This is a genomic window from Nocardia sp. NPDC023733 (assembly GCF_040639775.1).
Classification (GTDB): Bacteria; Actinomycetota; Actinomycetes; order Mycobacteriales; family Mycobacteriaceae; genus Nocardia; species Nocardia rosealba.
On record NZ_JBFAAN010000001.1, the window covers coordinates 1,337,213 to 1,363,258 of the forward strand.

Sequence of the window (26,046 nt, forward strand, 5' to 3'; positions counted from 1 at the left end):
TGATGTCTGAAGTTCTGCCCACCGGTCCCTCGCGGATCGTCGAAACTCCGTTCGCCCGCGCGGTCGCCTGGGTCATCGGACCGCGCGGGTTGCGCAGTCAGGCGGCATTGCGTCGTGAGGTCGAGGGCAAGGTGGTCGTGATCACCGGTGCGTCGTTCGGCGTCGGCGAAGCGACCGCGCGATGGTTCGCGGCGGCTGGTGCCCGGGTGGTGATCGCCGCTCGTTCGATGGAACGGTTGCTCGAGGTGGCCGAGGAGATCAACGCTGCTGGGGGAGAGGCCTATCCGTACCGGCTGGACCTGACCGATGAGCAGTCGGTCGCCGAGTTCGCGGCGTCGGTGCGTTACGACCTCGGCGAGGTCGATGTGCTGATCCACAACGCAGGCAAATCCTTGCGCCGATCGATCCACCTGTCCTACGACCGGCCGAAGGACATCACCGCCACCACCGGCGCGAACTATCTCGGGCCGATGCGCCTCACCCTGGCTCTGCTGCCGGGGATGCGGGCGCGCGGTAGCGGTCACATCGTGAACGTCTCCACTGTGGGGATCATGTTCCCGAACGCTCCCAAGTGGGGGTTCTACCTGTCGTCGAAGCTTGCTTTCGACTGGTGGATGCGTGCGGTGGGGATGGAAGCGCGCGCCGACGGGGTCACCTTGACCACGTTCTACGGCGGATTGCTGCACACGCGGATGAGCGCGCCGAGCCGGTGGATGCGGGTGCTGCCCGGTCAGACTCCCGACGACGCGGCGAAGGTGCTGGCCAAGGCGGTGGTGAAGAAGCCGCGCACGATGACTCCGCTGTACGGATTCCCGTCGGCGATCAACGCGACCGTGTTCCGGTGGCCGCTGGAATTGCTCGTCGAGCGGATCTTCCGCAATCTCGGTGACACCGAGGCCTCGCTGTCACGGCTGCGCCCGCATGTTCCGGTGACCCCGGCCGAGGCCACCGCACCGACGGCGCAGGCCACCGGCCCTTCCACGAACGGGCAGGTGCGCACGGATGTCCGCTGACCTGAATCACATTCTGCGTCAGTGGAGTTCGGCGATCCCGGCGGTCCTGTCGTCGGGAATGCTGACCCCGGTCGGCCCGCGCAAGGCCGCAGCGTTGGCGCGCAGCTTCTACCGGTACGGCCCGACACCGGCGATGTTGTTGGCAGCGACCGCCATCCGGCACCCGGACAAGGTCGCGATCATCGACGACACCGGGCAACTGACCTATCGCAGGCTGCAGCAGCGGGCCGAAGCGATCGCCGCGGCCCTGTTCGCCGCGTGCCCGGCACCGCCGAAATCGGTGGGCATCATCTGCCGCAACCATCGCGGGTTCGCCGAGGCGATGGCCGCGGGCGCGCAGCTGGGCGCGGAGCTGATCTTCATCAACACCGAACTGCCCGCCCCGCAATTGCAAGCGATCCTCGCCCGGCACGACCCGGATGTGCTGATCTACGACGACGAATACGCCGTCACCGTGGAGAAGGCCGACTTCGCGGGATTGCGGGTGCTGGCTTGGTGTGAACCGCACGCCGACCTCACGGGGTTACCGACGCTGGACGACCTGGCCGCCCGCAGTCATCCCGCACCGCCGAGGGTGCGCCATGCGGTGAAGCTGACCTTGCTGACCTCGGGCACCACAGGTCTCGCGAAAGGTGTGCCGCGCGCGGTCGAACCGCGCGCGATCGTGTTGCTGACGTTGACCGCGATGGCGATCCTGCGGCTGCGGTCAACCGACCGGGTGTTGGTCGCGCCGCCGATGTTCCACGGCTTCGGGCTGTTGTCGCTACTCGGGCCGCTGGCGTTGGGCGGCACCGCGATCTGCCGACGTCGTTTCGACGCGGCGACCGCGCTCGACGACATCGCCCGCCACCAGGTCAGCGTGGTGATGGCCGTGCCGGTCATGCTGCAACGACTACTCGCTGTGCCGGGTCTTGCCGATAGCCGGTCAGCGCGGTCGTCGCTGCGGGTCATGGTGACCGGTGCGGCACCGATCTCGCCGACCACGATCTCGAAGCTGATCGAGGCCTTCGGCCCGGTCCTGGTCAACGGGTACGGCTCGACCGAGGCCGGTCTGGTCACCATCGCCACGCCGGTCGATCTCGTCGCCGCGCCTGACACGATCGGCCGGGCCGCGCTCGGGGTGTCGGTGCGGATCCTGCGCGCGGACCGCAGCGAGGCGGCGACAGGTGAGATCGGTGAGATCTTCGTACGCAGCGGTCTTGAGTACACCGGATACACCCCCGACCCCACCGCGAAGGTCTCGACCAAAGAGGTCATCGACGGGCACGTCTCCACCGGCGACATGGGCCATTTCGATGCTTCGCGACGGCTTTTCATCGACGGCCGCGCCGACGACATGATCGTCTCCGGCGGAGAGAACGTCTTTCCCGGCGAGGTCGAGGACCGCCTCGCCACCCACCCCGACATCACCGAAGCGGTCGTGATCGGCGTCCCCGACCCCGAGTTCGGACAGGTCCTCAACGCGTTCGTCGTGCTCGGACCGGGTGTTGCCGCGCCGGGGGAGGACGCGCTCAAACAGCATGTGCGCGAAGGTCTCGAGCGCTACAAGGTGCCCAAGCGGTTCGTCGTGCTCGACGAGATCCCCCGCAACGCCAGCGGCAAGGTCCTGCGGGCGAAACTGCACGCACTGGCCGGGTCGTGAACCACTCCTCTGCTCGAAAGGCAAAGCTGATGGCAATAAGGCCGGTTCGTGTGCCGAAGATCATCATCATCGGTGCCGGTGTCGCCGGGATCGCCTCGGCGGTGACGTTCAAGAAGGCCGGTTTCGACGATTTCGTGATCCTGGAGAAGGGATCCGACGTCGGTGGGGTGTGGTTCTGGAACCGCTACCCCGGATTGACCTGCGACGTGCCGTCGCAGCTCTACCAGTTCGGGTTCGCGCCCAAACCCGATTGGAGCCGGGTCTGGGCCACCGGTCCGGAGATCCAGCGCTACCACGCCGAGGTCGTCGACAAGTTCGGGCTGCGTGAACACCTGCGTCTGAACAGCGAAGTGACCGACGCGGTCTTCGACGGACGCGGTTGGGTCGTCACCCTTGCCGACGGCACCGAGTTGACGGCGGACTTCGTCATCGCCGCGACCGGGGTACTGCATCACCCGTTCGTCCCTGAGATCCCGGGCCTCGACACTTTCACCGGCGACACGGTGCACACGGCGCGATGGGACGATTCGCTCGTTACCGTGGACAAACGGATCGCGGTGATCGGCTCGGGATCGACTGGTGTGCAGGTTGTTTCGGCGTTGCAGCCGGGGGCGGCGAAGCTGAGCCAGTTCACCCGCACTCCGCAATGGGTGTTGTGGGCACCGATGGGGTCGGCCCAATCCAAGCTGGTGGCAAAGCTTCTCGCCGCCTCACCCACGGTGCATGATCGGGTGTACGCGGTGTCGCTGTGGGCCTCGGGCATCCTCGCCGATGTCGCGTTGCGCCCCACCTGGCGGCGAACAGCGCTGCAACAGCTCGCCCGGTTGTCGCTACGAGCGCAGGTGCGGGACAAGGACCTGCGAGACGCGCTGACACCGGACTACCAGCCGCTGTGTAAGCGGCAGGTCGTCTCCGGCACGTATTACCAGGCCATTCAGGCCGACAATGCCGAGCTGGTGACCGACAAGATCACCGAGATCACCCCGAACGGGATCCGCACCGCCGACGGACGCGAACATCCTGTCGACGTCATCGTTTTCGCCACGGGTTTCCACCCGCACAACTACATGCGTCCGATGAACCTGCGCGGCCGCGACGGCCTGCACATCGACGAGGCTTGGGCGAAAGGCCCACGCGCCTACCGGATGACGGCGATACCCGGGTTTCCGAACCTGTTCACGGTGCTCGGCCCGAATTCGCCGACGGGCTCGATCTCGCTGCAGTACTCGGCCGAACTGACCGCCCGCTACATCACCCGCTGGTTGCATCGGTTCGCCACCGGTGAGCTCGACACCGTCGAGGTCACCGAGGCTGCGACAGCCCGGTTCAACGACGCAGTCGCTGAAGCGATGGGCCCGACGGTGTGGTACACCGGCTGCAATTCCTGGTACTTCACCGATCAGAACACGATCGATCTGTGGCCTTTCGACCGAAAGACGATGACGGCCATGCTCACCGAACCCGACGACCGCGACTTCCTCATCGGCTCGCCCGCACACCATGGCGCTGTAGCCGAGTCGACGACCGTCTGACAACCGACCAGGACAAGGACAACGATGTCTCGCAATTCCCGAATCGACCTCAACGGCGCTGTCGTCGTGATCACCGGCGGCGGCCGGGGAATCGGTGCCGCCACCGCACAAGCGTTCAGCGCCAAGGGCGCCCGGGTGTGGATCGGTGACATCGACACCGACGTCGCCGCGGCCACCGCTGCCTCGATCCCGCACTGCCACAGCGCACGCCTGGACGTCACCGGCGTCGAGTCATGGCGCGAATTCCTCACCGAGGTCATCGGCGCCGAAGGGCGCCTCGACGTCCTGGTCAACAATGCCGGGGTCATGCCGCTGGGCAGCTTCACCGAGGAAACCGAAGCAACCACCGACTTGATCCTCGACGTCAACGTGCGCGGGGTCGTCAACGGCATGCGCGCCGTTCTCCCCGGCATGGTCGAAACCGGTCGCGGCCACATCGTCAACGTCGCCTCGATGGCCGGGATGATCCCGATCCCCGGCATGGTGACCTACAACGGCTCCAAATTCGCCGCCCTCGGCTTGTCGCTGGCCGCGCGCCGCGAATACGCGGGCACCGGTGTCACCATCACCGCGGTACTGCCCTCCGCGGTGCGCACGGAACTGTCGTCGGGGGCCACCCTGGGCAAAGGAATACCCACCGTGGATCCCGAAGACGTCGCCCGCGCCGTCGTCGACAGCGTGCACCGCACACCCGAAACCATCTCTGTCCCAGGCTGGTTGGCGCCGGGCTGGTCGGCGGTGCAGGCACTGGTGCCCAGCTTCGTCGAAAACCGCGTGCGTCGCCTCGTCGACGACCGCCGCGCGCTGACCGGCATCGATGCCGAGAGCCGTCGCGCCTACACCGAGCGCATCGAACGCCACGCCGATCAACACGCCACAGCCGTCACCGCCTCAGCGGCGCCGAAGCGTGGCCGCAAGGCCGGTTCCCGATGACCTCACGCGCACTGGTGATCGGCTGCGGCGGCACGATCGGCGCGGCTTGGATCGTCGCAGCCCTTGATGCTCTGTCGAAGCAACTGGACTGGGATCCCCGCACCGCCGACCTCATGCAAGGCACCTCCGCGGGCGCTGAACTGATCACACTGCTCGCCGGCGGGGTCTCGGTCGACGAGTTGGTCCGCATGCAGCAGGGCACGGCCCACGACAGACGGTTGCGTGATCACCACGACGCCGCACCACCTTCCTTGCCGCCGCTACCCATTCCGCGCCTGCTCAACCCTGGCTTGCTGCGTTCGCAGCGCGGACTGGCCGCCCTGTCAGGCATCGCCCCGACCGGGCGTGGCGATGCGAGCTGGCTGGCCCGCCTGGCCGAGGCCTACACACGCGAAGGGGCATGGCTGAACCATCCCGCTGCCCGGATGGTCGCGGTCGATACCGAGTCCGGTCAGCGGGTCGCGTTCGGTGCCCCCGATGCTCCTGCGGTGTCGGCGGCGACCGCGTTGCAAGCCTCGTGGGCGGTGCCGGGGTGGATGCCGCCGGTCACCGCGGGAGGCAGGACCTACATCGATGGCGGGGTGGCCTCGACTGCGTCGCTGGATCTGTTGGCAGACCACGGTTTCGACGAGATCTACCTCATCGCCCCGATGGCCTCACCGGACCGCGCACGCATTCCCGGACTCGGCGGCTTCCTGGAGAACAGGTGCTTGCGACGACCGATGACCGACATCCTCATTGCGGAGATCGCCACCGTGCGTGCTCGCGGCACCCGGGTGATCGCGATCTGCCCACGCGTCAACGATCTGGCGCACCTGCCGGCGAACTTCATGAACCGGCGCGCGCGCCACGTCGCGTTCGCCGCCTCGATGCACACCGCCCGCCTAACCGTCTCGCGTGCCCTGACCGTCGCCGCCAGCTGAGAGCTGTTGCCCAGGGGCGGCCTGGATACATGGCATGGGGTCAGTTCCACATGCCCGCTCAGGATGTGCCCCGCGGCGGGCACCGGCCGACCGGGATACGCCGTCGTCCGAGGCCGTCGCGGTTCCTTTCCGGTCTCTGGCGATGCTCGCCACCAGGCCGAGCCCCGCAAATCGGCAATGCGACTTCGGTGGGAGATGTGACCGTTGACACTCTCCCCCTCGCATGGGAATCTGAATCGAATTCATATTGAATTCGATTCAGAAAAGAGGAATTGATGTTCACGGAATCGGTCGGAGCACAGCGCATACCGGTCGGCCAGCGTAAGACGTGGGTGATGCTCGCCGTGCTGGCTCTGACGGCCACGGCGGCCCTGAGTGTCGGAGCCGGCTCGGCCGCGGCTGCGCCGGATTCCGGCTCGGCGTCGGGGTCGTCCTCGGGTTCGGGGCAGGCTGGTGACTTCTATCTCCCGCCCACACCCCTCCCGGACGGCGAACCAGGCCAGATCCTGCGCAGCGAGCCATATGCGCTGGCCTGGGCCATCCCCGGACAGCAAGGCCAACTACCCGCCAACGCCACTCGCATCATGTACCTCAGCGCCGACACCCACGGTGAACCGGCCGCAGTCACCGGTACCTATCTCGAACCCACTCTGCCGTGGCACGGGCCGGGCCCACGCCCGCTGATCGCGGTCGCGCCGGGCACCCAGGGTCAAGGCGACCAGTGCGCACCGTCGAAAACCTTGGCCGAGCTCATCCACTACACCTTCCCCCTCGACATCTGGGTCAGCTACGAGATGATCACCGTCTACGCGCTGCTCGCACGGGGCATGGCCGTGGTCATGACCGACTACCACGGCCTGGGCACCCCCGCCGTGCACGACTACGTCAACCGGGCCGCCGAAGCCCATGCGGTCCTCGACTCCGTTCGCGCCGCCGAAGCATTGACCGGAATCTCGCGTCCCAGTGGCATTTTCGGCTACTCCCAAGGTGGTGGTGCCGCAGCCGCGGCCGCCGAACTGCAGGGCGAATACGCTCCCGAACTCGACGTGCGCGGCACGTACGCCGGAGCTCCGCCCGCCGACCTGCGCGATCTCATGCTCAGCGCCCCGGCCGTCAACGGGATCATCCCCGGTGTGATCGGTGGCTTCGGAACGGGATTGCTGGGCTATGTACTCAACGGAATCGTCGCCAACCATCCCGAAACAGCCCCCATCATCGATGCCGCAACCAACCCCGCCGGCAAGCAGATGATGGCCGAGCTGGCCGACACCTGTATCGGCGAAGCCGTCTTCCGCACCATGCTGCGCCCGGCGACCTGGTACACCACCGGTGGACGCATGCCCGCCCAGATCATCGACAGCTCACCGGAATTGTCGGCCATCATCGACGAGCAGCGCATCGGCAGGCGCAAGCCCATCGCACCGGTCCTGATCGCCGCAGGCACCAACGACGATGTTCTGACATACCCTCAGGTCCGCCGCCTCGCCGTCGACTGGTGCGCACACGGCGCGACCGTGCAACTGGACACCACCGCCTGGCTACCGCCGCTGTTCCCCAGCACCGCGATCGGACACCTGCTGGCATACCTACCCACCACCTTCGCCGCACATGACTGGCTCACCCAACGCCTCGCCGGTGCGCCTGCCCCGAGCAACTGCTCCGCACTGCCCTGATCTGCTGGAAGTCAGTCGATGACGCGGAGCGTTGCGTTTTCGCGGGCGGGGTCCGGTCGAACGGACCGGCGGCACGAAGTTGACCTGCACTGCGGTTGAGGTTGCACAGTGGCCGGATGCGGATGAATCAGATCACCATCGGTGCTATCGACCTTGCCCGGTCCAAGCAGTTCTATGCGCTGCTCGGGCTACAGCTGATCGTCGAAAACGACCACTACCTGCGTTTCCGATGCCCTGATGGGGACAGCACGTTTTCGGTCGAGCTCGTCGACTCCCTGCACGGCGGTGGGCCGGTGTCCATCTACTTCGAATCCGACGACCTCGACAACCAGTGCGCTCGGCTACGTGCCGCGGGTGTGGTGTTCGACAGTTCGCCCGTCGACACACCATGGCTGTGGCGCGAGGCATGGCTGCACGATCCGGACGGTCATCGGCTCTGCCTGTTCTACGCCGGAGAAAACCGGCTCGACCCACCGTGGCGGATCGCCGACCCGGCATCATAATTGCGGCCGACCGGCAGTCGATCAGGGCTGTCGGCCACCGCACGAGTCACTGCCCATCCTGCGTGCGGGTACTCGATGTGCCTGTGCGGCAGCGTGATCGGAGAATCGCGGCTGGCTCGCTGATTTCCGGACCGACGGCCTCAGGAAGCGGCCTTCGGTGGGCCGGATGCGGTGGTGAGGCTGCGGACGAGCAGGTCGATGACCGCTCGCTTGTCCGCGGCGTCGTGCTTATGGGTGAGGAGGCCTTCGACGACGAAGGTGCCGATGGCCGACATGGCGGCGAGGTCGGTCTCGGCGACGCCGGCTGCGCGGAGATTCGCGGCGAACAGCGCATCGGCCAGCTGGTGGAAACCGGTGTGCCAGGCGTCTACCGAGCTGGAGGCGGCTACCCGGGCGTGCACGGTGTTGACCAGCCCGTGCAGCTGTTCGAGTTGGTCGACCACCCACAGTAGCTGCTCGTTCAGCGGCAGGCCGTCGATCTCCGCGTAGGTGGCCAGCGCCTCGGCCAGGATGCGGTCCAGGACCGCGATGAGCAGCTCGTCCTTGTCCTGGAAGTACCAGTAGATCGTATTGACGGTGACTCCCGCGCTCTTGGCGATCCGCGCCGTGGACGCCGAGTCGAAGCCGTCGTCGATGAGCAGGCGCCGGGCAGCGGCGATGATCTCCTCTCGCTTCTCCTCACGGTTCTGCGGACGTCGATTCCTTGGCACCTCACCACTTTATCTTGAACCTCGCTCAAGAAGGCGGTACGTTTCTTGAGCGACGTTCAAGAAATTGCGAGATGAGGCTGGTTCCCATGGACTCCGACAACGTGGCCGACGAGCTGCGCCGACTCGACACCCGAGGTCTGCTTGCCCTGTTCACCACCCTGGAAGCCCCAACGATTGCCGAAATCGACGGCGAGTACGCCGCGGCTCTGCTTGCCCAGCCGAACCTGTTCGCCGTGGTGACCGGAAAGATGGCCGTGGCCAACCCGCTGGAGCCGTGGCGGTGCAAGGCGTTCCGGCCCGTCGACGAGAACAGCGGACGTGGTTACAACACCTTCGGCGTGGGCGGCCGAGTCCGGCAGCGCTACCCGATGCGCACGCTCTCGGCCCCGTCCCGCTATGACGGCGCACCGTCCTACACGCTCGTCTATCGCGCCTACACCTCGATCTGCGGCTCGATCCACATGGTGGACGAGGTGCGGCGTGCCGCGCCCGGCGTCTACCTGGGCATCGGCACCTGGGGATTCACCGATGCCCAGCGCCGCGTTCCCCGGCCCTTCCTGCTGACCGGTCCCATCGGCTCCTATCGCGGAGACATCGGTAAAGCCCGCCGTGACTTCACCCCCGGCTCCCGCGAGCTGCCCGGTCCGCCCGCCTGACACCACTCGTTCCCGGCCCAACCCGAATGAAGGAATCATGACCACAACTCCTCGCACCGCGCTGATCACCGGCGCGTCCGCCGGCATCGGCGCGGCGTTCGCCCACCACCTCGCCGCGAACGGCTACCAACTGCTGCTCGTCGCCCGCCGCGCCGATCGTCTCCGGGAACTCGCCGCGCAGCTGAGCGCACGCCACGATGTGCGCTGCGAGGTGTTCGCCGCCGACCTCACCGACAGCGCCGCACCCGCCGCGATCGTGGACTACGCCGACGGGCAGGGCTTGGACGTCGACGTCCTGATCAACAACGCCGGTCTCTCGGGCAAGACTGCTTTCGCCGACACCGCATGGGACTCCCTGGCCGGGGAAATCCAGCTGATGGTCACCGCCCCGACCGAACTCGCCCACCTTGTCATTCCCGGTATGAAGAAGCGTCACTGGGGACGCATCATCAACCTGTCGTCGGTCGCTGCCTTCGCCCCGCCCGGCGCCGGCCTGCTCTACACCGGCATCAAGTCCTACGTCCTCGACACCTCGCAAGCCCTCGACATGGAGCTCCAACCCCACGGCATCCACATCACCGCACTGTGCCCCGGCTTCACCCGCACCGAATTCCACGATGTCATGGGCACACGCGACAAAGCCGACCACCTGCCCCGCATCCTCTGGCAGCAGCCCGACGCAGTAGTCGCCGAGGGGTGGGATGCGGTGATGAAGGGCAACCCCGTGTGTGTCCCGGGCATCGTCAACAAGATTTCCGCCGCCGCAATGAAGCCCCTGCCCGTCCGCCTGGGCTACTTCCTCGGAAAGACGTTCAACCCCTTCAAGAACAGCTGAAGCCGATCGTCCGGGGTATCGGTCCAGGAACACCGGTATGGATGTCTCGGCTCGGCTTGTCTGAGGTGTTGCCGGAGAGATTGCTCAGTCGAGACCTCGACCGATCCGGGCCACCGCCCGGATCGGGGCGCCATCGGCTCCACGCAGCGGTAGCGGGAACAACGAAACCTCGATCGATTCGCCTGCGGCCTGCGCGTTCGACAACTCGTCGAGCGCGGTCAGGTTCTCGGCGATCACGGCGTGTGCGCCGCACAGGATCCGGTGCGCGGGCAGGTCCGAGTCGTCGACCCCGGACGGGTCGATGCTCGGCGCGTCGATGCCGATGGTCCGGATTCCCTTGTCCACCAGCAGTTGCGCTGCTTCCGGGTGCAGATACGGGTGCGTGAAGTAGTCCGGGGTGCCCCATCGCGAAGCCCAACCGGTGGCGATCAGCACGATCGTGGCAGCCGGCAGGTCGACGTCGAACAGTGTCGGTCCGATCGCGGTGCGCGCCGGCGCCGACCGCGCATCCACGATCCGGGCGGGGCCGACGAAGCGCTCGAGAGGTAGCTGGTCCAATGTCGGCAGGCTGTCGTCCAGATGAGCCGGTGCGTCGACGTGTGTCCCGGATTGTGACCCCAGATGCACGCGCAGCACGTTCACCCCGTCGGTGGCGGCACGCAACGCCGGTTCCAGCAGAACTTCCGGATCGCCCGGGAACACCGGCATGCCGGTGTGGATCGGCCGGGTCAGATCGATCAGGCGCACCACGTCAGCATACGAGAGCCGTCTACCGCACCCGGGCCGCTGTGCTGCTCACACGCGAAAACTGTTGGCGCCGCGTGATATTCGCCGGATAGCCTGGATGAGACCCGCCGAGTAGCTCAGGGGAGGAGCGAAACTATGTGGGACTGGGGGAAATCTGTCGCCGAGCACGCGGCCGCCACCGCGTGGACCACCTGGCCACCGCCGGAGAAACCACCGACCGTAGTCGACCCGCCGGCGGGTCGCGCGACACGAAGCCGGTCATGTCGAGTGGTTCGAAAGAGGGTCGAGATGGTGGATCCGCAGTAGAACGCCTCGCCAGCCGACCGCTCGGCCTCGGTCGCCTAGGTTGAGGAGACCGCCGATCGAGTGTTCGGGTGGGAGACGCGTGGTTGGGTCGGACTGCTGCGGGTAACGGCCTGATAGATCTCGGCATCTTCCCGGGAAAATGCGGAGATCGAGAACGCGCCGGTTCAATGGGTAGCCGGCGCGTTCGCCCGCCGGTCGGTTCGGGTCGGCTTCGAGGTGATCCACCCTCCAGGCATTGCTGCTCCCATCTCGCGCCCGTGCCGACGGGCGAGCACGCGATCATTCGCAATCGCTGCTAATGGCAACCATTTTCGACAGTAGCAGCCGAACCTCGGCCTGTCGGTTGACCCGGCGAGCGGGCGGTTGGCTGGAGGTGGCGGTGTGGGTCAGCCGTCGGCAGGCGCGAGATTGGCGACGAGGCCGTCGACGACGTCGCCGACGGCCTTGCGGACGTCGTACCGCGCCATCGCGGTCGTCCATTGCGGCAGTACGCCGACCGCGGCGGGGAAGTCGTCGAGCAGGTCGGTGGCTGCGGACTCGGTCCAATGCGGAGGTGCATGACCGCGGCGGGTCGCATCGGCGCGGTCGTCGGCCGCCCGGCGGGCGGTGAGTTCGCCGAGGGTGAAGCGCCAGAGCACCGAATACAGGTAGACCGCTTGCTCCTCGGTGGCGCCGAGAGCTCTTGCGCAGCTGACGAACTCGTCGAGGATCCACATCGCCGCCCGGCCGTAGGTCTCGCCGGTGACGAGAATGTCGACCACCCAGGGCAATTCGTGCAGGGTCTCGATGAGGTAGAGGACTACCGCGACCAGCCGGTCCCTGGGGTCTTCGGGGAGATCCGGCTTCCGTAGGTCGTCGGCGCGGGCATCGAGGACGGCGAAGAACAGTGCGCCCTTGGTGGGGAAGTGGTGGTAGATCGCCGCCGTGCTGACGCCGAGTCGCCCGGCGAGTCGCCGCATGCTGAACGCGTCGGCGCCGTCGGTGGCGAGCATGTCGCCGGTGGCGGCGACGACCGCGTCTCGCTCCAGACGGACCGGTCGGCCGCGGCGGCGGGGAGTGGAGGTCGGCACGGCGCTCCATTCTTCCGATGGCGCTCTCGACAGGTGAGTTCGGGTGTGCTTCCATGATAAAAATACGCGTTCGTAAAATCGAATCACGCTGTGGAGAGTCGGATGTCGCAAGTCAACAAACCGGCCGCCGTCTTGGCGACCGTGGTGATCGTGCAGTTCATGGTTTCGCTCGATCTGTCGGTGGTGAACGTCGCGCTGCCCGCTATCCAGGCCGAGTTCGGCCTTCCGGCCACCATGCTGCAGTGGGTGGTCAACGCCTACGCGGTGGTCTTCGGCGGTTTCCTGCTGCTCGGCGGGCGGCTCGGCGATGTGATCGGCCGCCGTCGCACGATGATCGCCGGGCTCGTCTTGTTCGGTGCGGCCAGCCTCGCCGGTGGTCTGGCCACCCATGAATCGGTGCTGATCGGCGCGCGGGCGGTGCAGGGTCTTGGCGCCGCCGCGTTGTCGCCACTGTCGCTGGCGCTGATCACCGTGACCTTCGAGGAGGGGCCGGCCCGGACCAAAGCTGTCGGGCTGTGGGCCGGGGCGACCATGCTCGGCGGCGCTCTCGGCGTCGTCGCCAGCGGTCTGCTCACCGATTTCGCCGACTGGCGGTGGGTCCTGCTGATCAACGTCCCGATCGTGCTCGCCGCACTCGCCACCGCGGTACGTGGCATCGGCGGCGCGGTCGAGCAGCAGCGGCCCAGGCTCGACGTCGTCGGCGCCGTATTGGTCACCGCGTCCATGCTGCTGCTGATCTTCGGTGTGGTCCGCACCGACGAACACGGCTGGGCGTCTGCGGTCACCCTCGGCACGCTCGGCGCCGGAGCGCTGCTGCTGGCCGCGTTCGTGGCGGTGGAATTGCGAGTCCGCGAACCGCTCATGCGCCTGGGACTGCTCACGCACGGCAGCGTGGCGGGCGCCAATATTTTCGGCTTCATGATCACCGCCGGCCAGCTGACCGCCTTCTACTTCGTGTCGCTGCACATGCAGTCGGTACTGCAGTATTCCCCGGCTGCCGCGGGCATCTGCTTCGTCCCGTTCGCGCTCGGTGCCGTGGTCGGCATGCGCCTGGTCGCGCCGATCGTGGGCCGGTTCGGCTATCGCGCCGCGTTGGTGGCGGGCGGCCTGCTCGGCGCCGTCGGCATCGCCTGGTTCGGCGCAGGCGGACCAGGCGGCACCTTCCTCACCGACATCCTCGGCCCCTCGATCGTGGCCAGCGTCGGCATCGGCATCAGTTTCGTGGTCATGGGAACCATCGCCATGCGCGGTGTGTCCGCCGAGGAAGCCGGTATGGCCTCCGGCCTGCTGAACAGCTCCCGCCAGCTCGGCGGCGCGCTCGGCCTCGCGGTGCTCACCACGATCGCCGCCACCGTCACCGGAGACGACCGCTCGCCCGCCGGGCTCAGCGACGGCTACTCCACCGCGTTCCTGCTCGGTGGTGCGCTGATCGCCCTCGGAACGGTGATCGCGGGTCTGCTCGTCCCGCGGACGGCGGCCGAGCAGAAGGACGCGGCTGTCCCTGCGGAGGAGGCGCGGTCATGACCGGCTACTGGGCATGCACATGATCGGACATCTCGCGCCGGAAACTGTTCGCGGACCTGGTGCCTCGGCTGGTATCCGGAGCGTGATGGTGTTCAACGTGCAGCCTACCGACAGCGCGGAACCGCGGAAGCTCCGCCGTTCACGGTGGAGCAGGGGCATTTGCGGTACGAGGGGTCGGGCCGAGCTGTGCCCGTCGGCCCCGAACGGCTGCGGTGGACGATGACCTACCGCACGCCGCACGGAGACCGTGAGATCGGAAGAGCCACAGCGGCTTACGCTAGGCTGCCGGTCGTGACTTGTCGAGCTGGATCAGGGGCCCGGCCAGCACTGCGAGAACGGCTCCGAGCAGGCAAACCGACGTCAGAGCCATCTCCTGCGTGAGGATCACGGCCGCCAACACCGGGGTGCAGCTGATACCCAATTGGAAGGCTGAGACCGTGGTGGCTCCCGCGAGGGTCGGCGCGTCGCCTGCAATGGCGAACACCCGGCCGTACAGGGCGGGGTTGAGCACAAACGCCGCAACTCCCAGCAGAAATACGGCTGGAACAACGATCCAGACCTGTCGCATCGACACCGCGAGCACCACGGACAGAATCACGATCGCGCCGGTTCCGGTGCCCAGCGCCGAGTGGGGGCGCCGGTCGGAGATCCGGCCGCCGATCGTCAGTCCGGCGAAGGCGCCGATGCCGAAGAGCGCGAGGACGGCCGGGATCCAGACCTCGCCGATATCGGTGATGTCGGCCAGCATGGCGGCCAGGTAGTTGAACGTGAGCATGTATGCCGCGGTGGTCGCGATGGTGATCGCGTAGATCACCCACAGCCTCGGCTTGCGTATCGTGGCGAGTTCGCGTGCCACGACCGATCCGGTGCCTGATCGGGAAACCGTTGCGGCAGCGGGAATCCCGAGAACGCAACCGGCGATCCCGACGAGTGTGAGGGCGACCACGGCCCAGAATCCGCCCCGCCACCCACTGAAATGGCTCAGTAGTGTGCCCAGCGGTCCGCCTGCGACCATCGCGACGCTGAGCCCGCTCACTACCACGCCGGACGCGCGGGCGTTGCGGTCGGGAGTGACCAGGCCGATCGCGGTCACCGACGCGATCGCGAAGAACCCGGCATAGGCGATACCGGCCACGACTCTGGAAGCCAGCAGTACCGGATAGCTGCCGAGCAGGCCGATCGCGATGCTCAGGGCGAAGACGGCCTGTGTGGCAATCAGTGCGGTGCGGCGCGGCAACCTCAGGCTGAGTACGGCGAACGGCGGTCCACCGAATACGACACCAAGCGCGAAGGCGGTGATGAGCATGCCGGCCGACGACAGCGGCACATCGAGGTCGGTGGCCACCTCGGGAAGCACACCTGCGAGCAGGAACTCGGCGGTGCCCATCGCGAACAGGCTGAAGCCAAGCACGTATACGCCGACGGGCAAGCGGTCGCTGCGTCGTTGCGTGAGTTGTGCGGTGACGGTCATCGACGATCACCTGCCGACGCGACCTCGCGCACGGACCCGTCGAACAGGCGCAACCTGTACGCCGCCAACCTTTCTCGTTCGGCCTCGATTCCGTCGGTCGCGACGAACTCCGTCGGCGGTATGCCGTCGCGGGATGGGAACCCGTGCATCGCTGTATCCACTGTCTCGTTCATGTGAGCACCTCCGAGACGAGCATCAGTGTGCCTGTGCGGTATCGGCAAACAACCTTGCCGATTCCGGGATGGATTGGTTGGCTGGCCGGATGGATGATCAACCGACCGTCGGTGCCGTGATCGAGCAGATCGCGCCACGTTTGCGACGTGCCCGCGAACAGCGCAAACTCAGTTTGGCCGACCTTGCCCGAGCCACCGGTCTGTCGACCAGCACGCTGTCCCGGCTCGAATCCGGGCAGCGCAAACCCAGCCTCGAACTGCTCCTACCGATCACGGTCGCGCTCGGGATACCGCTCGAAGAGATCGTCGCCGCACCCCGAATCGTCGATCCTCGTGTGCCGCAGGAACCCACCAAGAACGACGGCCGGGTGCTGGTCCCACTGTCGCGGCACCAGGGCGATCTCCGCGCCTACAAGATGATCATCCCCGCCCACGACGAAGAGCCCTACCTGCGGACCCACGAGGGCAACGAATGGCTCTACGTGCTGCGCGGACGACTACGCGTCCGGCTCGGCGAGCACGATTTCGTCATGGACGCCGGTGAGGCAGCCGAGTTCGACTGCCAGATCCCGCACTGGTTCGGTGCGGCGGGCCGCGGCAGCGTCGAACTCCTCAGCCTCTTCGGGCGACACGGCGAACGCATCCACATCCGTGCCCGGACCACCCGCCGCTGACAGCGCACACGCACCCATCATCAGTCCATTGCGCTGGCGTGTGCTGCGATGATCCGCCAGCCGTGCTCATCGTCGTGCAACCATGAACGCGTGTAGCGCATCCTGGCTCCGAAAGGTTCGCCGTTGACGGTGCCCTCGACGGTCCCGAGGAACCAGGTCACCCCGGCGCGCCCGTCGGTGAGGACGTTCAACTCTTCTTCGACCAAGGCCGTCATCACTTGCGTGCGGGTGCGGTGAAGCTCCAGATCATCGGCTTTGGTGTAGACGTCTGCGCCGAAGGTGAAGATCAACCGGTCATCGAGCAGACGATCCAGCGCCTGCACATCCCCGGCGAGTTGCGCGGCCTGCAACCGCCGCTCGGCGTCCCGCAAGTTCTCCATGCACCTCACCCTGCCAGTCGATGTCGACTCATGCCATGTTCGTTTTCGGCTGAGAGTGAGGCGCCGACAAGACCTGTCTGAATCCGCCATCGACAATCTGGACCATGGGCACCCCGGCCCTGAGGTGTGCCATGATCGCGAGGTGGACACTGCCGATGGTCCCGCCGCCGATCGCGCCGAGTTCGACCGCCTCGTCGGCCCCTTGCGGGAACTACACGTGCACTGCTACCGCTTCCTCGGTTCGGTCCATGATGCCGACGACCCCCTGCAGGAGGCCTTGCTGCGCGCGTGGCGCTCGCGCGCGAACCTCGCCGACCCGGGCAAGTTCCGGCCATGGCTGTACAAGATCGCGACCAACCGGTGCCTGACCATGCTCGAGCAGCGCGGCCGCCGCGAACTCCCGATGGATCCGGAGCCGGATGCGCCTGCGGCCGAACGGATATGGCTCGAACCGTATCCAGGCATCGGGGTGGGGGAGCCGGGGCCGGAGGCACGCTATACGGCTCGCGAGTCGATCGAATTGGCGTTCGTCGCGGTGATCCAGCAGTTGCCGGGTGTGCAGCGGGGTGCCTTGCTGTTGCGCGATGTCCTCGGCTTCACCGCGAGCGAGACCGCCGAATTGCTCGACGTGACCGTGGCCTCGGCCAACAGCGCCCTACAACGGGCGCGAGCCCGCCTCGAGCAGCGCGAACCGTCGGTAGCGCCCGACGATCCGCAGGCGCGTCGCCTCGCCGAGCGATACGCCACCGCCTGGGAGAACGCCGATGTCGACGGCATCATCGCGCTGCTCGCCACCGACGCCCGCTACGCCATGCCGCCACTGCCCGAGTGGTATGCCGGACAATCCGCGATCCGGGAATTCCTGGTGACCGGCCCGCTGCACTGGCGCTGGCGTTTCCGCCCGGCCGTGGCCAACGGTCAACCAGCGTTCGGCACCTACTGGTGGGACCCCGAGCGCTCCGTCTTCGCGGCCATGGCCCTCGATGTGCTGACAGTGCGCGGTGGTGCGATCACCGACGTGGTGTCGTTCCTCGACCCCACACTGTTCGCCCGCTTCGCCCTCCCCGAATTCGTGACCGACTGACGATCAGTTCGGCACCGCCGGCTGGGTCATACCGGTAGTGGGACGTTCCCACCGGCCGGGGCCCGACCTCGGCACCCCGAAGGGAGACCGTCATGTCGCACGACGAAGACCAGATCCGCACCCTGATCCACGAGTGGGCTGCCGCCGTCCGCGCCGGTGAACTCGACCGTGTGCTGGCCGACCACACCGCCGACATCGTCATGTACGACGTACCGCCACCGCAGAACGGCGTCCGTGGCATCGATGCCTACCGGCAGACCTGGCCACCGTTCTTCACCTGGCTCGGCCGCGGCGCCACCTTCGACATCGTCGAGCTGAACATTTCAGCCGGCGCCGACGTCGCCTACGCACACGCTCTGCTTCGATGTGGATCACCGGAAGAGCTTGCGGCCGAACCCGATACCCGCCTACGCCTCACTCTCGGCCTGCGCAAGGAAGGTGGCCGATGGAGGGTGGCCCACGAACACCATTCGTTCCCCGACACCACCGCCGACCCGGCCGCCGACGTCGCCGAGATTCGCGCACTGCATCAGCGGTGGTTCGCCGCGACTGCCGAGAAGGACCTCGACAGCCTGATGGCGGAGATCGCCACCGACGTCGAATCCTACGAACACGACGCACCGCTGCATTACACCGGCGCGGACAACGTCCGCGAGGTCTGCCGACGGGGACTCGAATCCGCCCCCGGGCGGGTGACCTGGGACGTCCCCGAGATGGCAGTCGAGGTCCGTGGTGATCTCGCCGTGGTGTGGGGCCTCAACCACATGAGCGCCGAGGACGCCGATGGACGGGTCGATCACTCCTGGTCGCGAGGCACCCGGGTATTCCGCAAGCGCGGCGGACGCTGGTTGCTCGTGCACCAGCACGTGTCCTACCCCTACGACCCGGAAACCGGCGCGGCGGCAACAGATCTCGTGCCCGAAGACGAGCCGCTGCGGAGTTGTGGCGGCCTGATCCGGTGACCTATTCGGCCGTGTCGCGCGCCCGGCGATGATTCTGGGGGATTTGCTGGGGTGGCAAGGTTCGTTGTCGAGTCGTGGCGGTCGCGGGAAAGGTGGTGGGGCGGAACGAAATCCCCGAAACTACAGGAAAGCCACAATGATCATCACGGCTCGATCTACGACAGGACGCTTGCGTCGATACGCCCGCGCGGTGGGGGTCACCGCTGTCGCCACCGTGCTCACACTCAGCGCCGCGGCATGTGCCACCGAAGCGACGGGGGAGGAGGTGCCCCCGTATGCCGTTGCGATCAAGGATGATCCAGCTTTCGACAAGACCTTCCGACACGAATTCGCCGACGTCGACGGTGTTCGTATGCACTACGTGGCCGGTGGCAGCGGCACACCGGTGGTGCTGATCCACGGGTGGCCGCAGAGCTGGTACGGCTGGTGGGAGATCATGCCTGCGCTCGCCGAGAAACACACCGTCTACGCCGTCGACCTGCCCGGATTGGGTGACAGCACAGGCTCACCGAGCGATTACAGCAAGGCCACCCTGGCGCGCTACGTCCACACCCTCGTGGCCGATCGGCTCGGGGTGCGCGACGCGCACGTCATCGGACACGACTTCGGCGCGGCGGTCGCCTTCCACTACGCGAGCCAGTTCCCCGCCGACACCGCGAGCCTCGGCTACCTCGACCTGCCGCTGCCCGGGCCTGCCGTCGACGCGGCCACCTATCGTTCGATGAGCTGGCACATCGCTTTCCATTCCCAACCGGGAGTGCCCGAAGCGATGGTCGGCGACGAAGTCCGCGACTACCTCGCCCTGTTCTTCCCCCAGGTCTCCTATGGCGGAACAGCTTTCGGCGGAACCTCGCGACGGTCGCCGTTCACCGACGCCGAGATCGACGAGTACGCGAGGACCTATACCCGCCCGGAAAACCTGGCGGGCGGTTTCGAGCTGTACCGAGCCCTCGACCAGGACGTCCGCGATTCTGCCGCAGCGGCGCCGACACCCGTTCCGACCCTGCTTCTGACGGCGCAGGGGCAGGTCGAACCGGTGCGGGCGAGCACGGCCGGTCGGCTGACGAACATCGTGCGCGCGGTGGATGTGCCCGGTGCCGGGCACTGGCTCGTCGAGGAGAACCCGCGATTCGTCACCGCGGAGCTGCTGGCCTTCCTCGATGACTGAACGGCCGGCGGTATGCGCGTCGGCCGAGCTGGCGGCTTGCCCGACCAGTTCGAACTCCCGGGTTATCGACTTCCTCGTAGTGGTGCGTATTGATTCGCGCCTCGCGGCCGTGGCCAGATCGTTCGGCGTGCGAACCCCGAGCCTGTACTCGCATGTCGAAGACCTCGCCGACCTACGCGACGGCATTACCGCCCTGGCGCTCGGCGAACTCGCGGCGAACATCGGCGACGCAATAGCCGGCCGGTCGAAGAAGGACGCGCTGGGTTTCGCGACCGCACACCGTGCGTACTCGACCGAACATCCAGGCCGATGGGCGTCCTTGCAGCGACAGGCGGGGCAGGCCGCCGTCGATTCGGGCGCCGCACGCCGCATCGTGCAGGTGACCGACGCCGTCCTGCTCGGTTACGACATCGCCGTCCCCGATCGGGTTCACGTCACCCGCATCATCGGTAGCGCGTTGAGCGGATTTCCGAACCTCGAACGCAGCGGGAGCTTCGCCCACGGCATGCCACCGGCCGAGCAGTCGTGGCCGGAACTGATCGACGCCCTCGACTTCCTCCTCACCCATTGGCACAACCGCGGCACTGCCCGCGAGAGAGCAATTCCATGATCACCACACAGTTCGCCGCCGAATTGATCCGCGGTGCAGTAGAACTGGAATCATCCGAGCGCGGCGCACGTTCTCACAGACTTCCCCGGCCGATCCGAGAGCGGTTCGCCGATCCGCAGCTCACCCTCATGGAAGCGCACCCTTCCGGGGTACGAGTCGCCGTGCGCACCACGAGCGTCGACATCAGTATGCAAGTGCACGCCACCCGCATCAGCTACCGCGGCGCGACTCGCGCCCGCGGTGCCGTCGACGTGGTGGTCGACGGCGTCTTCCACCATTCTCACGTCCTCACCGGTGGGGACACCATCGAGATCGACCCGCGCACCGGCACCCGAACGTTCGAGTCGGGGGCTTCTGAACTCGTCACCATCACCGCTCTCGCGCCCGGGGAGAAAACGGTCGAGATCTGGCTCCCGCACAACGAACAGATCGATCTGATCGCACTGCGGTCCGACGCCCAATTGCATCCCGCACCGCCGAGCGGTCCGGTGTGGTTACACCACGGCAGCTCGATTAGCCAGGGCTCCAACGCCACGAGCCCCACTCGCATCTGGCCTGTCGTCGCGGCGCTGCGCGGCGGCGCGCAGCTGCGCAACCTGGGCTTCGGCGGCAGCGCGCTCGTGGATCCGTTCATGGCCCGCCTGGTTCTGGTCGCGAATCTCGGCACCACCTTGGTCGCGAATCCCAACACCGCTCGATGTGGTGTTCGTGAATCTCGACAGCACCCAGCCCGCCGACCGGTACCGAACCGCCCGCGAGACGTCTGTTGATCGCCGCCCGTCATCGGACCACTCAGCAGCCAGGTGTCTGACCACCGACTGCCCTGATCCGGCGAATGAACATGTTTCAAATCGGCGATGCGGTACCGGTCTTGGATGAGCCCTGTCGAACGCACTGTATTGCCGATGAGCGAGCATCCCAGTGCCCGCTCTTGTCGGTGCGCCTTGCGACCATGGGCGCATGGGTAGTCACTGCATCGAGTTGCGTAGCGCCAAACTCGACAACGTTCTTTCGTATATCGGCGCAACATCATTGACCGCGAATCAGGTGCGCGTCCTTGACACTATGAAGGATCGAGCCAGCGCCTATCAGGACGCCCTCGATCACCAAGACGTCTTCTGGGATCTGTCCATACCTGACGCGCTCGATCACCTGGTCCGAGGCCGTGCCGATTCGCCAGGAGAATACGCAGGCTGCGCGTATCACGCCGCGCTGCAGATCATCATCGCCAGCAGTGGTTCCGATCCCGTGCAGGTCGGGTACTTTCGCAACCCCATCTCGTACTTCTTCGAGCTGGACAAGGAACTTCAACGCTGTGGGGTGCCTCAGGAACTGTGTTCGTTCGGGTTCCTGTTTGCCGGGCCGCCAGCCGAAATCCCCTTCCGCATACCGGGTTCGCTGGAGGGATACCCTGAAGTCGGCCACCTGGCACTGTCACGAGCGAAAGCTGTCACCGATGCCTATCGGTCGGTCATCGACAAGATCGATCAAGACTTCGTCGACGATCTCACCACCCTGGTGGAGAAGCTGGAATTCGAGCACGAGACCTGGCTGAGCGGGCAGGGACGAGGTCCCAGTTGGTATGTCGCGGACACCCTGTTCTTTTCGACCGATTGACCACGTCGACCCCGGGACACACGCACTCTTCTGCCGCATACCGCGCGGTCACGAACGTCCGCATCTGCCGACGGCAGATCTCACTACTTGGGAAGCAGGCGAATAGGCGGGAATAGCGCTCTGACCTGGGCTACCGGTTGCGCGTGAGGTACCCGGATTTACCCCATCTGACCCTGGCTCAGGGCACGAATGGGGCACGGCCGGTAAGCGTCTCCAGGCGAGTTGCCAGCGCGGTCGAACGTCGGTTCATGCCGATGAGCGTGAAAACGTGTGCGTCGGTCCTGCCACATACGATGCCGTCGTGAGTGATCAACTTTTGGCGGAAGCACATCGATTCCTCGACTGGGCCAGAGGAGAAGGTGCCAACCTCGACGGGACCGACCCGAGCGTCTTTTTCGTTCAGGGAGTCGTCGGATCGATGGCCGAAGACCCCGACGAAGAACCTTCCCTCCGCGCGGTCAAGGTGTTGGCGTACGCGGTGTACCTAGCCGAACTACTGGCCAAGACGTGCTCCGGGGTCCGGTGCGTCATCGATGGCGAAGGTATGCGTCTCGATGACGTCCGCGCAGTCAGTGATACCGGAGTCACGCAGTTCACGCTGAACTGGATCTACAACTGCCTCGACGATCCAGATGCAGACAACCTCGGGTTCAAGCTCGCCGGTGCGCTTCGTGACTTCGGCGAGCAGGACCGCGCCCACTACTTGACCGAGCTACTCGACTACCGCAGTTGAAATCTCGACTCTCGGTCAAGACTTTCAGACGTCCGCTAATGCCGCCTATCGGTTCATCCGGGGAACCCGGACGCGACACCAAAGAATGCGGGAACACGTTCCAATGCTGCTGTCCAGGTCCGCCGGGCGGCAACGCGACGATCCCTCACGATGACTGCTGACAACCCCCGATACGGGAGATCAGTTGGGTACCGCCGTACTGCAACCAGGTTGGTGCAGTGGTGTCGAGATTCGCGACCAGTCGTGAACAAGACGCTGTCGAGATTCACGACCAGACGGTGGCCGAATTCGCGATCAAAGCCACCCGCCACATGCGTGACACTCCAGCGGACGTGATCAGTGTCAAGCTGGGAATCAATGTGGTGAACCACGACTCCATGAGGCTGCGCAGCTTCGTTCCCGCCGTTCACGGGTTCCTGGACACCATCCGTGACGGCCACCCCACCACGCCGCTGCTGCTGATCTCGCCCATCCATTGCGCGATCCACGAGGACACCCCCGGCCCCGGCGCGATCGATCCGACCACGCTGGGCACCGGCTCCCTTCAATTCGTCGCGACCGGAAAGAAGTGCGATACCACCTTGGGCCGCCTGACCCTTCGGGTCATCCGGGATGCCTTGACGGAGATCATCGACAGCAGGTCCGAGGATCCGAACCTGCACTACCTCGACGGTCGCACTCTCTACGGCGAGCGCGACGCACAGCGCCATCCACTTCCCGACGGCCTGCACCCGGACACCGACACACACGCCCTCATAGGAAAACGGTTCGCGGACAAAGCATTCGGGCCGGGAGGAGTGTTCAGAAAAGTTCGGCGCCCAACGGCCGCCACCTACTAGCTCGGGTGGCCGGGGTCGGTTCGCCGAATCAGACACCGGGCGAACACGCGTCGGCCGGATCTCGAGGCTCCATTCGACCCACGGCTTTTCGGCGATTGCTCAGCGGGGACAGTCGTTGCGTCGGGATACAACGTGTGCGCTGAACGTGCTGTGAGGTAACACAATTGGTGTCCGGCTGCCCACGAATCGGGTGAGAGCTACCTAGGCTTCGTAGTGGGCAAGGTCGCCTTCGGCCGTTTGTGAGATGGGGTCTGTGGACCCGGGCTTCGATATCGCACAGCTCGTCTATCGAACCCAGGAAGACCCTAAAATCGTGTCCGAAACTGATCATTCGCCAGGGCCGAGAAGTACCGAACCGCACCGCGACGTCCCGCAGCTCCCCTCTCTAGACCCCTTCATGCGCTGTCCCGCCGATATCGCCGCCTACGCACCGGGCTCGTTGATTCGGAGCAGACGGGTCGAACTGTCACTGTTCGGATCGGTCCGGCAGCAGGTCCAAGCCTGGCAGTTGGCCTACCGCAGTAATGACCTTTTCGGGCGGGCGGAGATCGCGATAACTACCGTCGTGCTCCCGGCCGGGGCTGTCGCGGACCAGGACCGCCCGCTGTTGTTGTTCCAGTCCGCAATCGACTCGGTGACCGAGCGTTGTGCGCCGTCCTACGTGTTGCGCCACCATACGCGGGCGCCGGGTTCGATCACCCGGCTCGAATGGCCGCTGATCGCGAATGCGCTCCGGCGTGGTTGGGCGGTCAGTATCGCTGATCACGGCGGTATGAAGGGAAGTTTCGGCGCGCCACGGGAACCGGGCTATCGCAGCTTGGACGGGGCAAGGGCGGCGCTGTCGTTCACGCCGCTCGGCCTGCATCCGCGGACGTCGATCGCATTGTGGGGGTACTCCGGTGGTGGCATGGCCAGCGCGTGGGCCGCCGAGATGGCTCCGAGTTACGCGCCCGAATTGAACCTGGTGGGTGCGGTGCTCGGCGCACCGGTCGGCGATCCCGGCGAGGTGTTTCTTCGCCTGCACGGCAGTCGATTCTCCGGTTTTCCGCTGATGGTGGTGGCGGCACTGCGTCGGCTGTATCCGGACCTCGACGCTGCCCTCGACGCCGATATCTTGCCCGAGGGACAGGCGTTGCTGGCAGCCGTCGAGAAACTACCGCCGATTGTCGCGCTGCTGCGGATGTCGGGGCAGAGTTTCGACGACCACCTACGACGTCCGCTCGACGAGATCCTCGCCGAACCGAAGATCCGCGCGGTGCTCGACGATCTGCGGTTGGGTTTGTCTGCCCCTGCCTGTCCGCTGCTGGTGATGCAACCGGTCGATGATCAGGTGATCCATTGCGGCAGTGTCGACGAGCAGGTCGAACGGTACCGGGCTGCGGGCACCCACGTCACTTACGTACGCGACCGCATGAGTGACCACTTCACGTTGCTTCCGCTGTCGACCCCGATGAGTCTGCGCTGGTTGTCAGACCGCATCGCTGCCGATCCCTTGGCGCCACCGAGTACGCGAACCGTGCTGTCGTCGAGCATCTCGGCGCCGAGCCTGCGCGGACTGATCGGGGTGGTCGGTACCGCGCTGGCGGTCGCGACCGGGCGGCCCCTGATCGGTGCGCCGATCACTTCGCGCAGACCGCACCCGGTCGAGAAAGCTGCCTAGGTTTCTGCCGACAATCGCAGCGGGTCAGCGGGTGCGCGGATCCTGCAGAGAGGCCATCGCCTCCATCAGCGAGGAATGAACAGCTGCCAACTCCGGTGTCGCGAACGATTCCCAGGACTGCTCGTCGGCGCCCGAATCGGTTTGCGCCCATTCGGATCCGCTGTCGGACGCCGAGCCATCCTCCCAGGAGGCGGCCACCGGGTTGTGCTTGTAGACCCACCACAGATGCCCGAACGGATCCGCGAAACGGGAGAGCACATCACCCCAGAAATCGGTCGGTTCGGTGACGATCCGGGCGCCCCGATCGGCGGCGCGTTGCAGCGTGGCCTTCGGGTCGTCGACATACACCCGGATGAACGCCGGCGTGTACGGCCAGCCGGGCTTGCGATCGGCGATCGTGAGCGTCGAGTCGCCGATCCGCAGCTCGGAATGCAGCACCAGCCCATCGGTGTCCGCGGTGCGGGCCTCGGGGACCTCGACCGCGCCGAACACCTCGACCAGGAAACTGATCAGACCCGGCGCATCATCGGTCCAGATGAAGGGGTCGACGGTCGCTGAGCCGGCCGGCGCCGAGGGGACTGCGGGATTGTCGGACATGCTGTCTCCTT

General features: G+C 66.3%; 26 protein-coding genes. 20 read left to right on the forward strand and 6 right to left on the reverse strand.

Translation table 11 applies throughout. The annotated features are described in order from the left end of the window. The first annotated feature begins 2 nt into the window (after positions 1 to 2). The 7 genes from AB0F86_RS06150 to AB0F86_RS06180 all read left to right on the forward strand — a co-directional run bounded on the left by AB0F86_RS06150 (position 3) and on the right by AB0F86_RS06180 (position 8,219). Positions 3 to 1,013 carry an SDR family NAD(P)-dependent oxidoreductase gene (locus AB0F86_RS06150; RefSeq protein WP_356982371.1) on the forward strand — a complete coding sequence of 337 codons (1,011 nt, stop codon included), beginning with the start codon at positions 3 to 5 and terminating at the stop codon, positions 1,011 to 1,013. Then, positions 1,003 to 2,655, forward strand: coding sequence for an AMP-binding protein (locus AB0F86_RS06155; protein WP_356982373.1), 1,653 nt, complete (start codon positions 1,003 to 1,005; stop codon positions 2,653 to 2,655). Before AB0F86_RS06150 ends, AB0F86_RS06155 begins: the two co-directional genes overlap by 11 nt. 29 nt (positions 2,656 to 2,684) lie before the next feature. Beyond that, positions 2,685 to 4,187 carry an NAD(P)/FAD-dependent oxidoreductase gene (locus AB0F86_RS06160; protein WP_356982375.1) on the forward strand — a complete coding sequence of 501 codons (1,503 nt, stop codon included), beginning with the start codon at positions 2,685 to 2,687 and terminating at the stop codon, positions 4,185 to 4,187. Positions 4,188 to 4,211: 24 nt separating this feature from the next. Further along, the gene (locus tag AB0F86_RS06165) at positions 4,212 to 5,120 is read left to right on the forward strand and encodes an SDR family oxidoreductase (RefSeq protein WP_356982377.1); all 909 of its coding nucleotides are present in this window, start codon (positions 4,212 to 4,214) and stop codon (positions 5,118 to 5,120) included. Further along, positions 5,117 to 6,043 (forward strand): patatin-like phospholipase family protein, encoded by a 927-nt coding sequence (locus AB0F86_RS06170; protein WP_356982378.1) that lies wholly within the window; start codon positions 5,117 to 5,119, stop codon positions 6,041 to 6,043. Before AB0F86_RS06165 ends, AB0F86_RS06170 begins: the two co-directional genes overlap by 4 nt. Before the next feature lie 275 nt (positions 6,044 to 6,318). Next, positions 6,319 to 7,716, forward strand: coding sequence for a lipase family protein (locus tag AB0F86_RS06175; RefSeq protein ID WP_356982380.1), 1,398 nt, complete (start codon positions 6,319 to 6,321; stop codon positions 7,714 to 7,716). Between the two features lie 116 nt (positions 7,717 to 7,832). Continuing rightward, positions 7,833 to 8,219, forward strand: coding sequence for a VOC family protein (locus AB0F86_RS06180; protein ID WP_356982382.1), 387 nt, complete (start codon positions 7,833 to 7,835; stop codon positions 8,217 to 8,219). 140 nt (positions 8,220 to 8,359) lie between these two features. Here AB0F86_RS06180 and AB0F86_RS06185 read toward each other — a convergent pair whose 3' ends face one another. After that, positions 8,360 to 8,929, reverse strand: coding sequence for a helix-turn-helix domain-containing protein (locus AB0F86_RS06185; RefSeq protein WP_356982383.1), 570 nt, complete (start codon positions 8,927 to 8,929; stop codon positions 8,360 to 8,362). 86 nt (positions 8,930 to 9,015) lie between these two features. On the opposite strand from AB0F86_RS06185, the gene AB0F86_RS06190 reads away from it, so the two are divergent. Both AB0F86_RS06190 and AB0F86_RS06195 read left to right on the forward strand, forming a co-directional pair. Beyond that, positions 9,016 to 9,585, forward strand: a complete 570-nt coding sequence (locus AB0F86_RS06190) for a hypothetical protein (RefSeq protein WP_181696175.1) — start codon at positions 9,016 to 9,018, stop codon at positions 9,583 to 9,585. 37 nt (positions 9,586 to 9,622) lie between these two features. After that, positions 9,623 to 10,420 carry an SDR family oxidoreductase gene (locus tag AB0F86_RS06195; RefSeq protein ID WP_356982385.1) on the forward strand — a complete coding sequence of 266 codons (798 nt, stop codon included), beginning with the start codon at positions 9,623 to 9,625 and terminating at the stop codon, positions 10,418 to 10,420. 84 nt (positions 10,421 to 10,504) lie between these two features. Here the strand turns inward: AB0F86_RS06195 and AB0F86_RS06200 are convergent, their stop codons facing one another. Together AB0F86_RS06200 and AB0F86_RS06205 are read right to left on the reverse strand one after the other, a co-directional pair. Then, complete coding sequence (locus AB0F86_RS06200) at positions 10,505 to 11,167, reverse strand: cyclase family protein (RefSeq protein WP_356982387.1); 663 nt, start codon at positions 11,165 to 11,167, stop codon at positions 10,505 to 10,507. 692 nt (positions 11,168 to 11,859) lie between these two features. Next, positions 11,860 to 12,543 carry a TetR/AcrR family transcriptional regulator gene (locus AB0F86_RS06205; RefSeq protein ID WP_356982389.1) on the reverse strand — a complete coding sequence of 228 codons (684 nt, stop codon included), beginning with the start codon at positions 12,541 to 12,543 and terminating at the stop codon, positions 11,860 to 11,862. A 102-nt stretch (positions 12,544 to 12,645) separates the two neighbouring features. Here AB0F86_RS06205 and AB0F86_RS06210 point away from each other — a divergent pair, with 102 nt between their 5' ends. Further along, on the forward strand, positions 12,646 to 14,067 hold the full coding sequence (locus AB0F86_RS06210) for an MFS transporter (protein ID WP_356982391.1): 1,422 nt from the start codon (positions 12,646 to 12,648) through the stop codon (positions 14,065 to 14,067). A gap of 277 nt (positions 14,068 to 14,344) precedes the next feature. Here AB0F86_RS06210 and AB0F86_RS06215 read toward each other — a convergent pair whose 3' ends face one another. Continuing rightward, entirely contained in the window at positions 14,345 to 15,538 is a 1,194-nt protein-coding gene (locus tag AB0F86_RS06215) for an MFS transporter (protein WP_356982393.1), read from the reverse strand. A gap of 262 nt (positions 15,539 to 15,800) precedes the next feature. On the opposite strand from AB0F86_RS06215, the gene AB0F86_RS06220 reads away from it, so the two are divergent. Beyond that, on the forward strand, positions 15,801 to 16,385 hold the full coding sequence (locus AB0F86_RS06220; RefSeq protein ID WP_356982395.1) for an XRE family transcriptional regulator: 585 nt from the start codon (positions 15,801 to 15,803) through the stop codon (positions 16,383 to 16,385). A 20-nt stretch (positions 16,386 to 16,405) separates the two neighbouring features. Here the strand turns inward: AB0F86_RS06220 and AB0F86_RS06225 are convergent, their stop codons facing one another. Further along, positions 16,406 to 16,765 carry a nuclear transport factor 2 family protein gene (locus tag AB0F86_RS06225; protein WP_181696166.1) on the reverse strand — a complete coding sequence of 120 codons (360 nt, stop codon included), beginning with the start codon at positions 16,763 to 16,765 and terminating at the stop codon, positions 16,406 to 16,408. A gap of 142 nt (positions 16,766 to 16,907) precedes the next feature. Between AB0F86_RS06225 and AB0F86_RS06230 the strand changes: the two genes are divergently transcribed. The 9 genes from AB0F86_RS06230 (at position 16,908) to AB0F86_RS06270 (ending at position 25,438) form a co-directional block, all read left to right on the forward strand. After that, on the forward strand, positions 16,908 to 17,849 hold the full coding sequence (locus AB0F86_RS06230; RefSeq protein WP_356982397.1) for an RNA polymerase subunit sigma-70: 942 nt from the start codon (positions 16,908 to 16,910) through the stop codon (positions 17,847 to 17,849). Positions 17,850 to 17,941: 92 nt separating this feature from the next. Then, the gene (locus AB0F86_RS06235) at positions 17,942 to 18,811 is read left to right on the forward strand and encodes a nuclear transport factor 2 family protein (RefSeq protein ID WP_356982399.1); all 870 of its coding nucleotides are present in this window, start codon (positions 17,942 to 17,944) and stop codon (positions 18,809 to 18,811) included. Positions 18,812 to 19,001: 190 nt separating this feature from the next. Further along, positions 19,002 to 19,979: an alpha/beta fold hydrolase gene (locus AB0F86_RS06240; protein ID WP_356982401.1), complete on the forward strand. Its 978-nt coding sequence runs from the start codon at positions 19,002 to 19,004 to the stop codon at positions 19,977 to 19,979. A gap of 82 nt (positions 19,980 to 20,061) precedes the next feature. Continuing rightward, the gene (locus AB0F86_RS06245; protein ID WP_356982403.1) at positions 20,062 to 20,589 is read left to right on the forward strand and encodes a TetR-like C-terminal domain-containing protein; all 528 of its coding nucleotides are present in this window, start codon (positions 20,062 to 20,064) and stop codon (positions 20,587 to 20,589) included. After that, positions 20,586 to 21,359, forward strand: a complete 774-nt coding sequence (locus AB0F86_RS06250; protein ID WP_356982405.1) for a hypothetical protein — start codon at positions 20,586 to 20,588, stop codon at positions 21,357 to 21,359. The genes AB0F86_RS06245 and AB0F86_RS06250 overlap by 4 nt, the downstream gene beginning before the upstream one ends. 190 nt (positions 21,360 to 21,549) lie before the next feature. After that, positions 21,550 to 22,206 (forward strand): hypothetical protein, encoded by a 657-nt coding sequence (locus tag AB0F86_RS06255; RefSeq protein ID WP_356982406.1) that lies wholly within the window; start codon positions 21,550 to 21,552, stop codon positions 22,204 to 22,206. A gap of 301 nt (positions 22,207 to 22,507) precedes the next feature. Next, the gene (locus tag AB0F86_RS06260) at positions 22,508 to 22,939 is read left to right on the forward strand and encodes a hypothetical protein (protein ID WP_225280131.1); all 432 of its coding nucleotides are present in this window, start codon (positions 22,508 to 22,510) and stop codon (positions 22,937 to 22,939) included. Positions 22,940 to 23,217: 278 nt separating this feature from the next. Continuing rightward, complete coding sequence (locus AB0F86_RS06265; RefSeq protein WP_356982408.1) at positions 23,218 to 23,778, forward strand: hypothetical protein; 561 nt, start codon at positions 23,218 to 23,220, stop codon at positions 23,776 to 23,778. 313 nt (positions 23,779 to 24,091) lie between these two features. Beyond that, positions 24,092 to 25,438, forward strand: coding sequence for an alpha/beta fold hydrolase (locus AB0F86_RS06270; protein WP_356982410.1), 1,347 nt, complete (start codon positions 24,092 to 24,094; stop codon positions 25,436 to 25,438). A gap of 24 nt (positions 25,439 to 25,462) precedes the next feature. Here AB0F86_RS06270 and AB0F86_RS06275 read toward each other — a convergent pair whose 3' ends face one another. Beyond that, positions 25,463 to 26,035, reverse strand: coding sequence for a VOC family protein (locus AB0F86_RS06275; protein WP_356982411.1), 573 nt, complete (start codon positions 26,033 to 26,035; stop codon positions 25,463 to 25,465). Positions 26,036 to 26,046: the final 11 nt, after the last annotated feature.

Coding starts and splice junctions, on each gene's coding strand:
- AB0F86_RS06150 (WP_356982371.1), top strand. CDS start 3: ATGTCTGAAGTTCTGCCCACCGGTCCCTCGCGGATCGTCGAAACTCCG.
- AB0F86_RS06155 (WP_356982373.1), top strand. CDS start 1,003: ATGTCCGCTGACCTGAATCACATTCTGCGTCAGTGGAGTTCGGCGATC.
- AB0F86_RS06160 (WP_356982375.1), top strand. CDS start 2,685: ATGGCAATAAGGCCGGTTCGTGTGCCGAAGATCATCATCATCGGTGCC.
- AB0F86_RS06165 (WP_356982377.1), top strand. CDS start 4,212: ATGTCTCGCAATTCCCGAATCGACCTCAACGGCGCTGTCGTCGTGATC.
- AB0F86_RS06170 (WP_356982378.1), top strand. CDS start 5,117: ATGACCTCACGCGCACTGGTGATCGGCTGCGGCGGCACGATCGGCGCG.
- AB0F86_RS06175 (WP_356982380.1), top strand. CDS start 6,319: ATGTTCACGGAATCGGTCGGAGCACAGCGCATACCGGTCGGCCAGCGT.
- AB0F86_RS06180 (WP_356982382.1), top strand. CDS start 7,833: ATGCGGATGAATCAGATCACCATCGGTGCTATCGACCTTGCCCGGTCC.
- AB0F86_RS06190 (WP_181696175.1), top strand. CDS start 9,016: ATGGACTCCGACAACGTGGCCGACGAGCTGCGCCGACTCGACACCCGA.
- AB0F86_RS06195 (WP_356982385.1), top strand. CDS start 9,623: ATGACCACAACTCCTCGCACCGCGCTGATCACCGGCGCGTCCGCCGGC.
- AB0F86_RS06210 (WP_356982391.1), top strand. CDS start 12,646: ATGTCGCAAGTCAACAAACCGGCCGCCGTCTTGGCGACCGTGGTGATC.
- AB0F86_RS06215 (WP_356982393.1), bottom strand. CDS start 15,538: ATGACCGTCACCGCACAACTCACGCAACGACGCAGCGACCGCTTGCCC.
- AB0F86_RS06220 (WP_356982395.1), top strand. CDS start 15,801: ATGGATGATCAACCGACCGTCGGTGCCGTGATCGAGCAGATCGCGCCA.
- AB0F86_RS06225 (WP_181696166.1), bottom strand. CDS start 16,765: ATGGAGAACTTGCGGGACGCCGAGCGGCGGTTGCAGGCCGCGCAACTC.
- AB0F86_RS06235 (WP_356982399.1), top strand. CDS start 17,942: ATGTCGCACGACGAAGACCAGATCCGCACCCTGATCCACGAGTGGGCT.
- AB0F86_RS06250 (WP_356982405.1), top strand. CDS start 20,586: ATGATCACCACACAGTTCGCCGCCGAATTGATCCGCGGTGCAGTAGAA.
- AB0F86_RS06255 (WP_356982406.1), top strand. CDS start 21,550: ATGGGTAGTCACTGCATCGAGTTGCGTAGCGCCAAACTCGACAACGTT.
- AB0F86_RS06275 (WP_356982411.1), bottom strand. CDS start 26,035: ATGTCCGACAATCCCGCAGTCCCCTCGGCGCCGGCCGGCTCAGCGACC.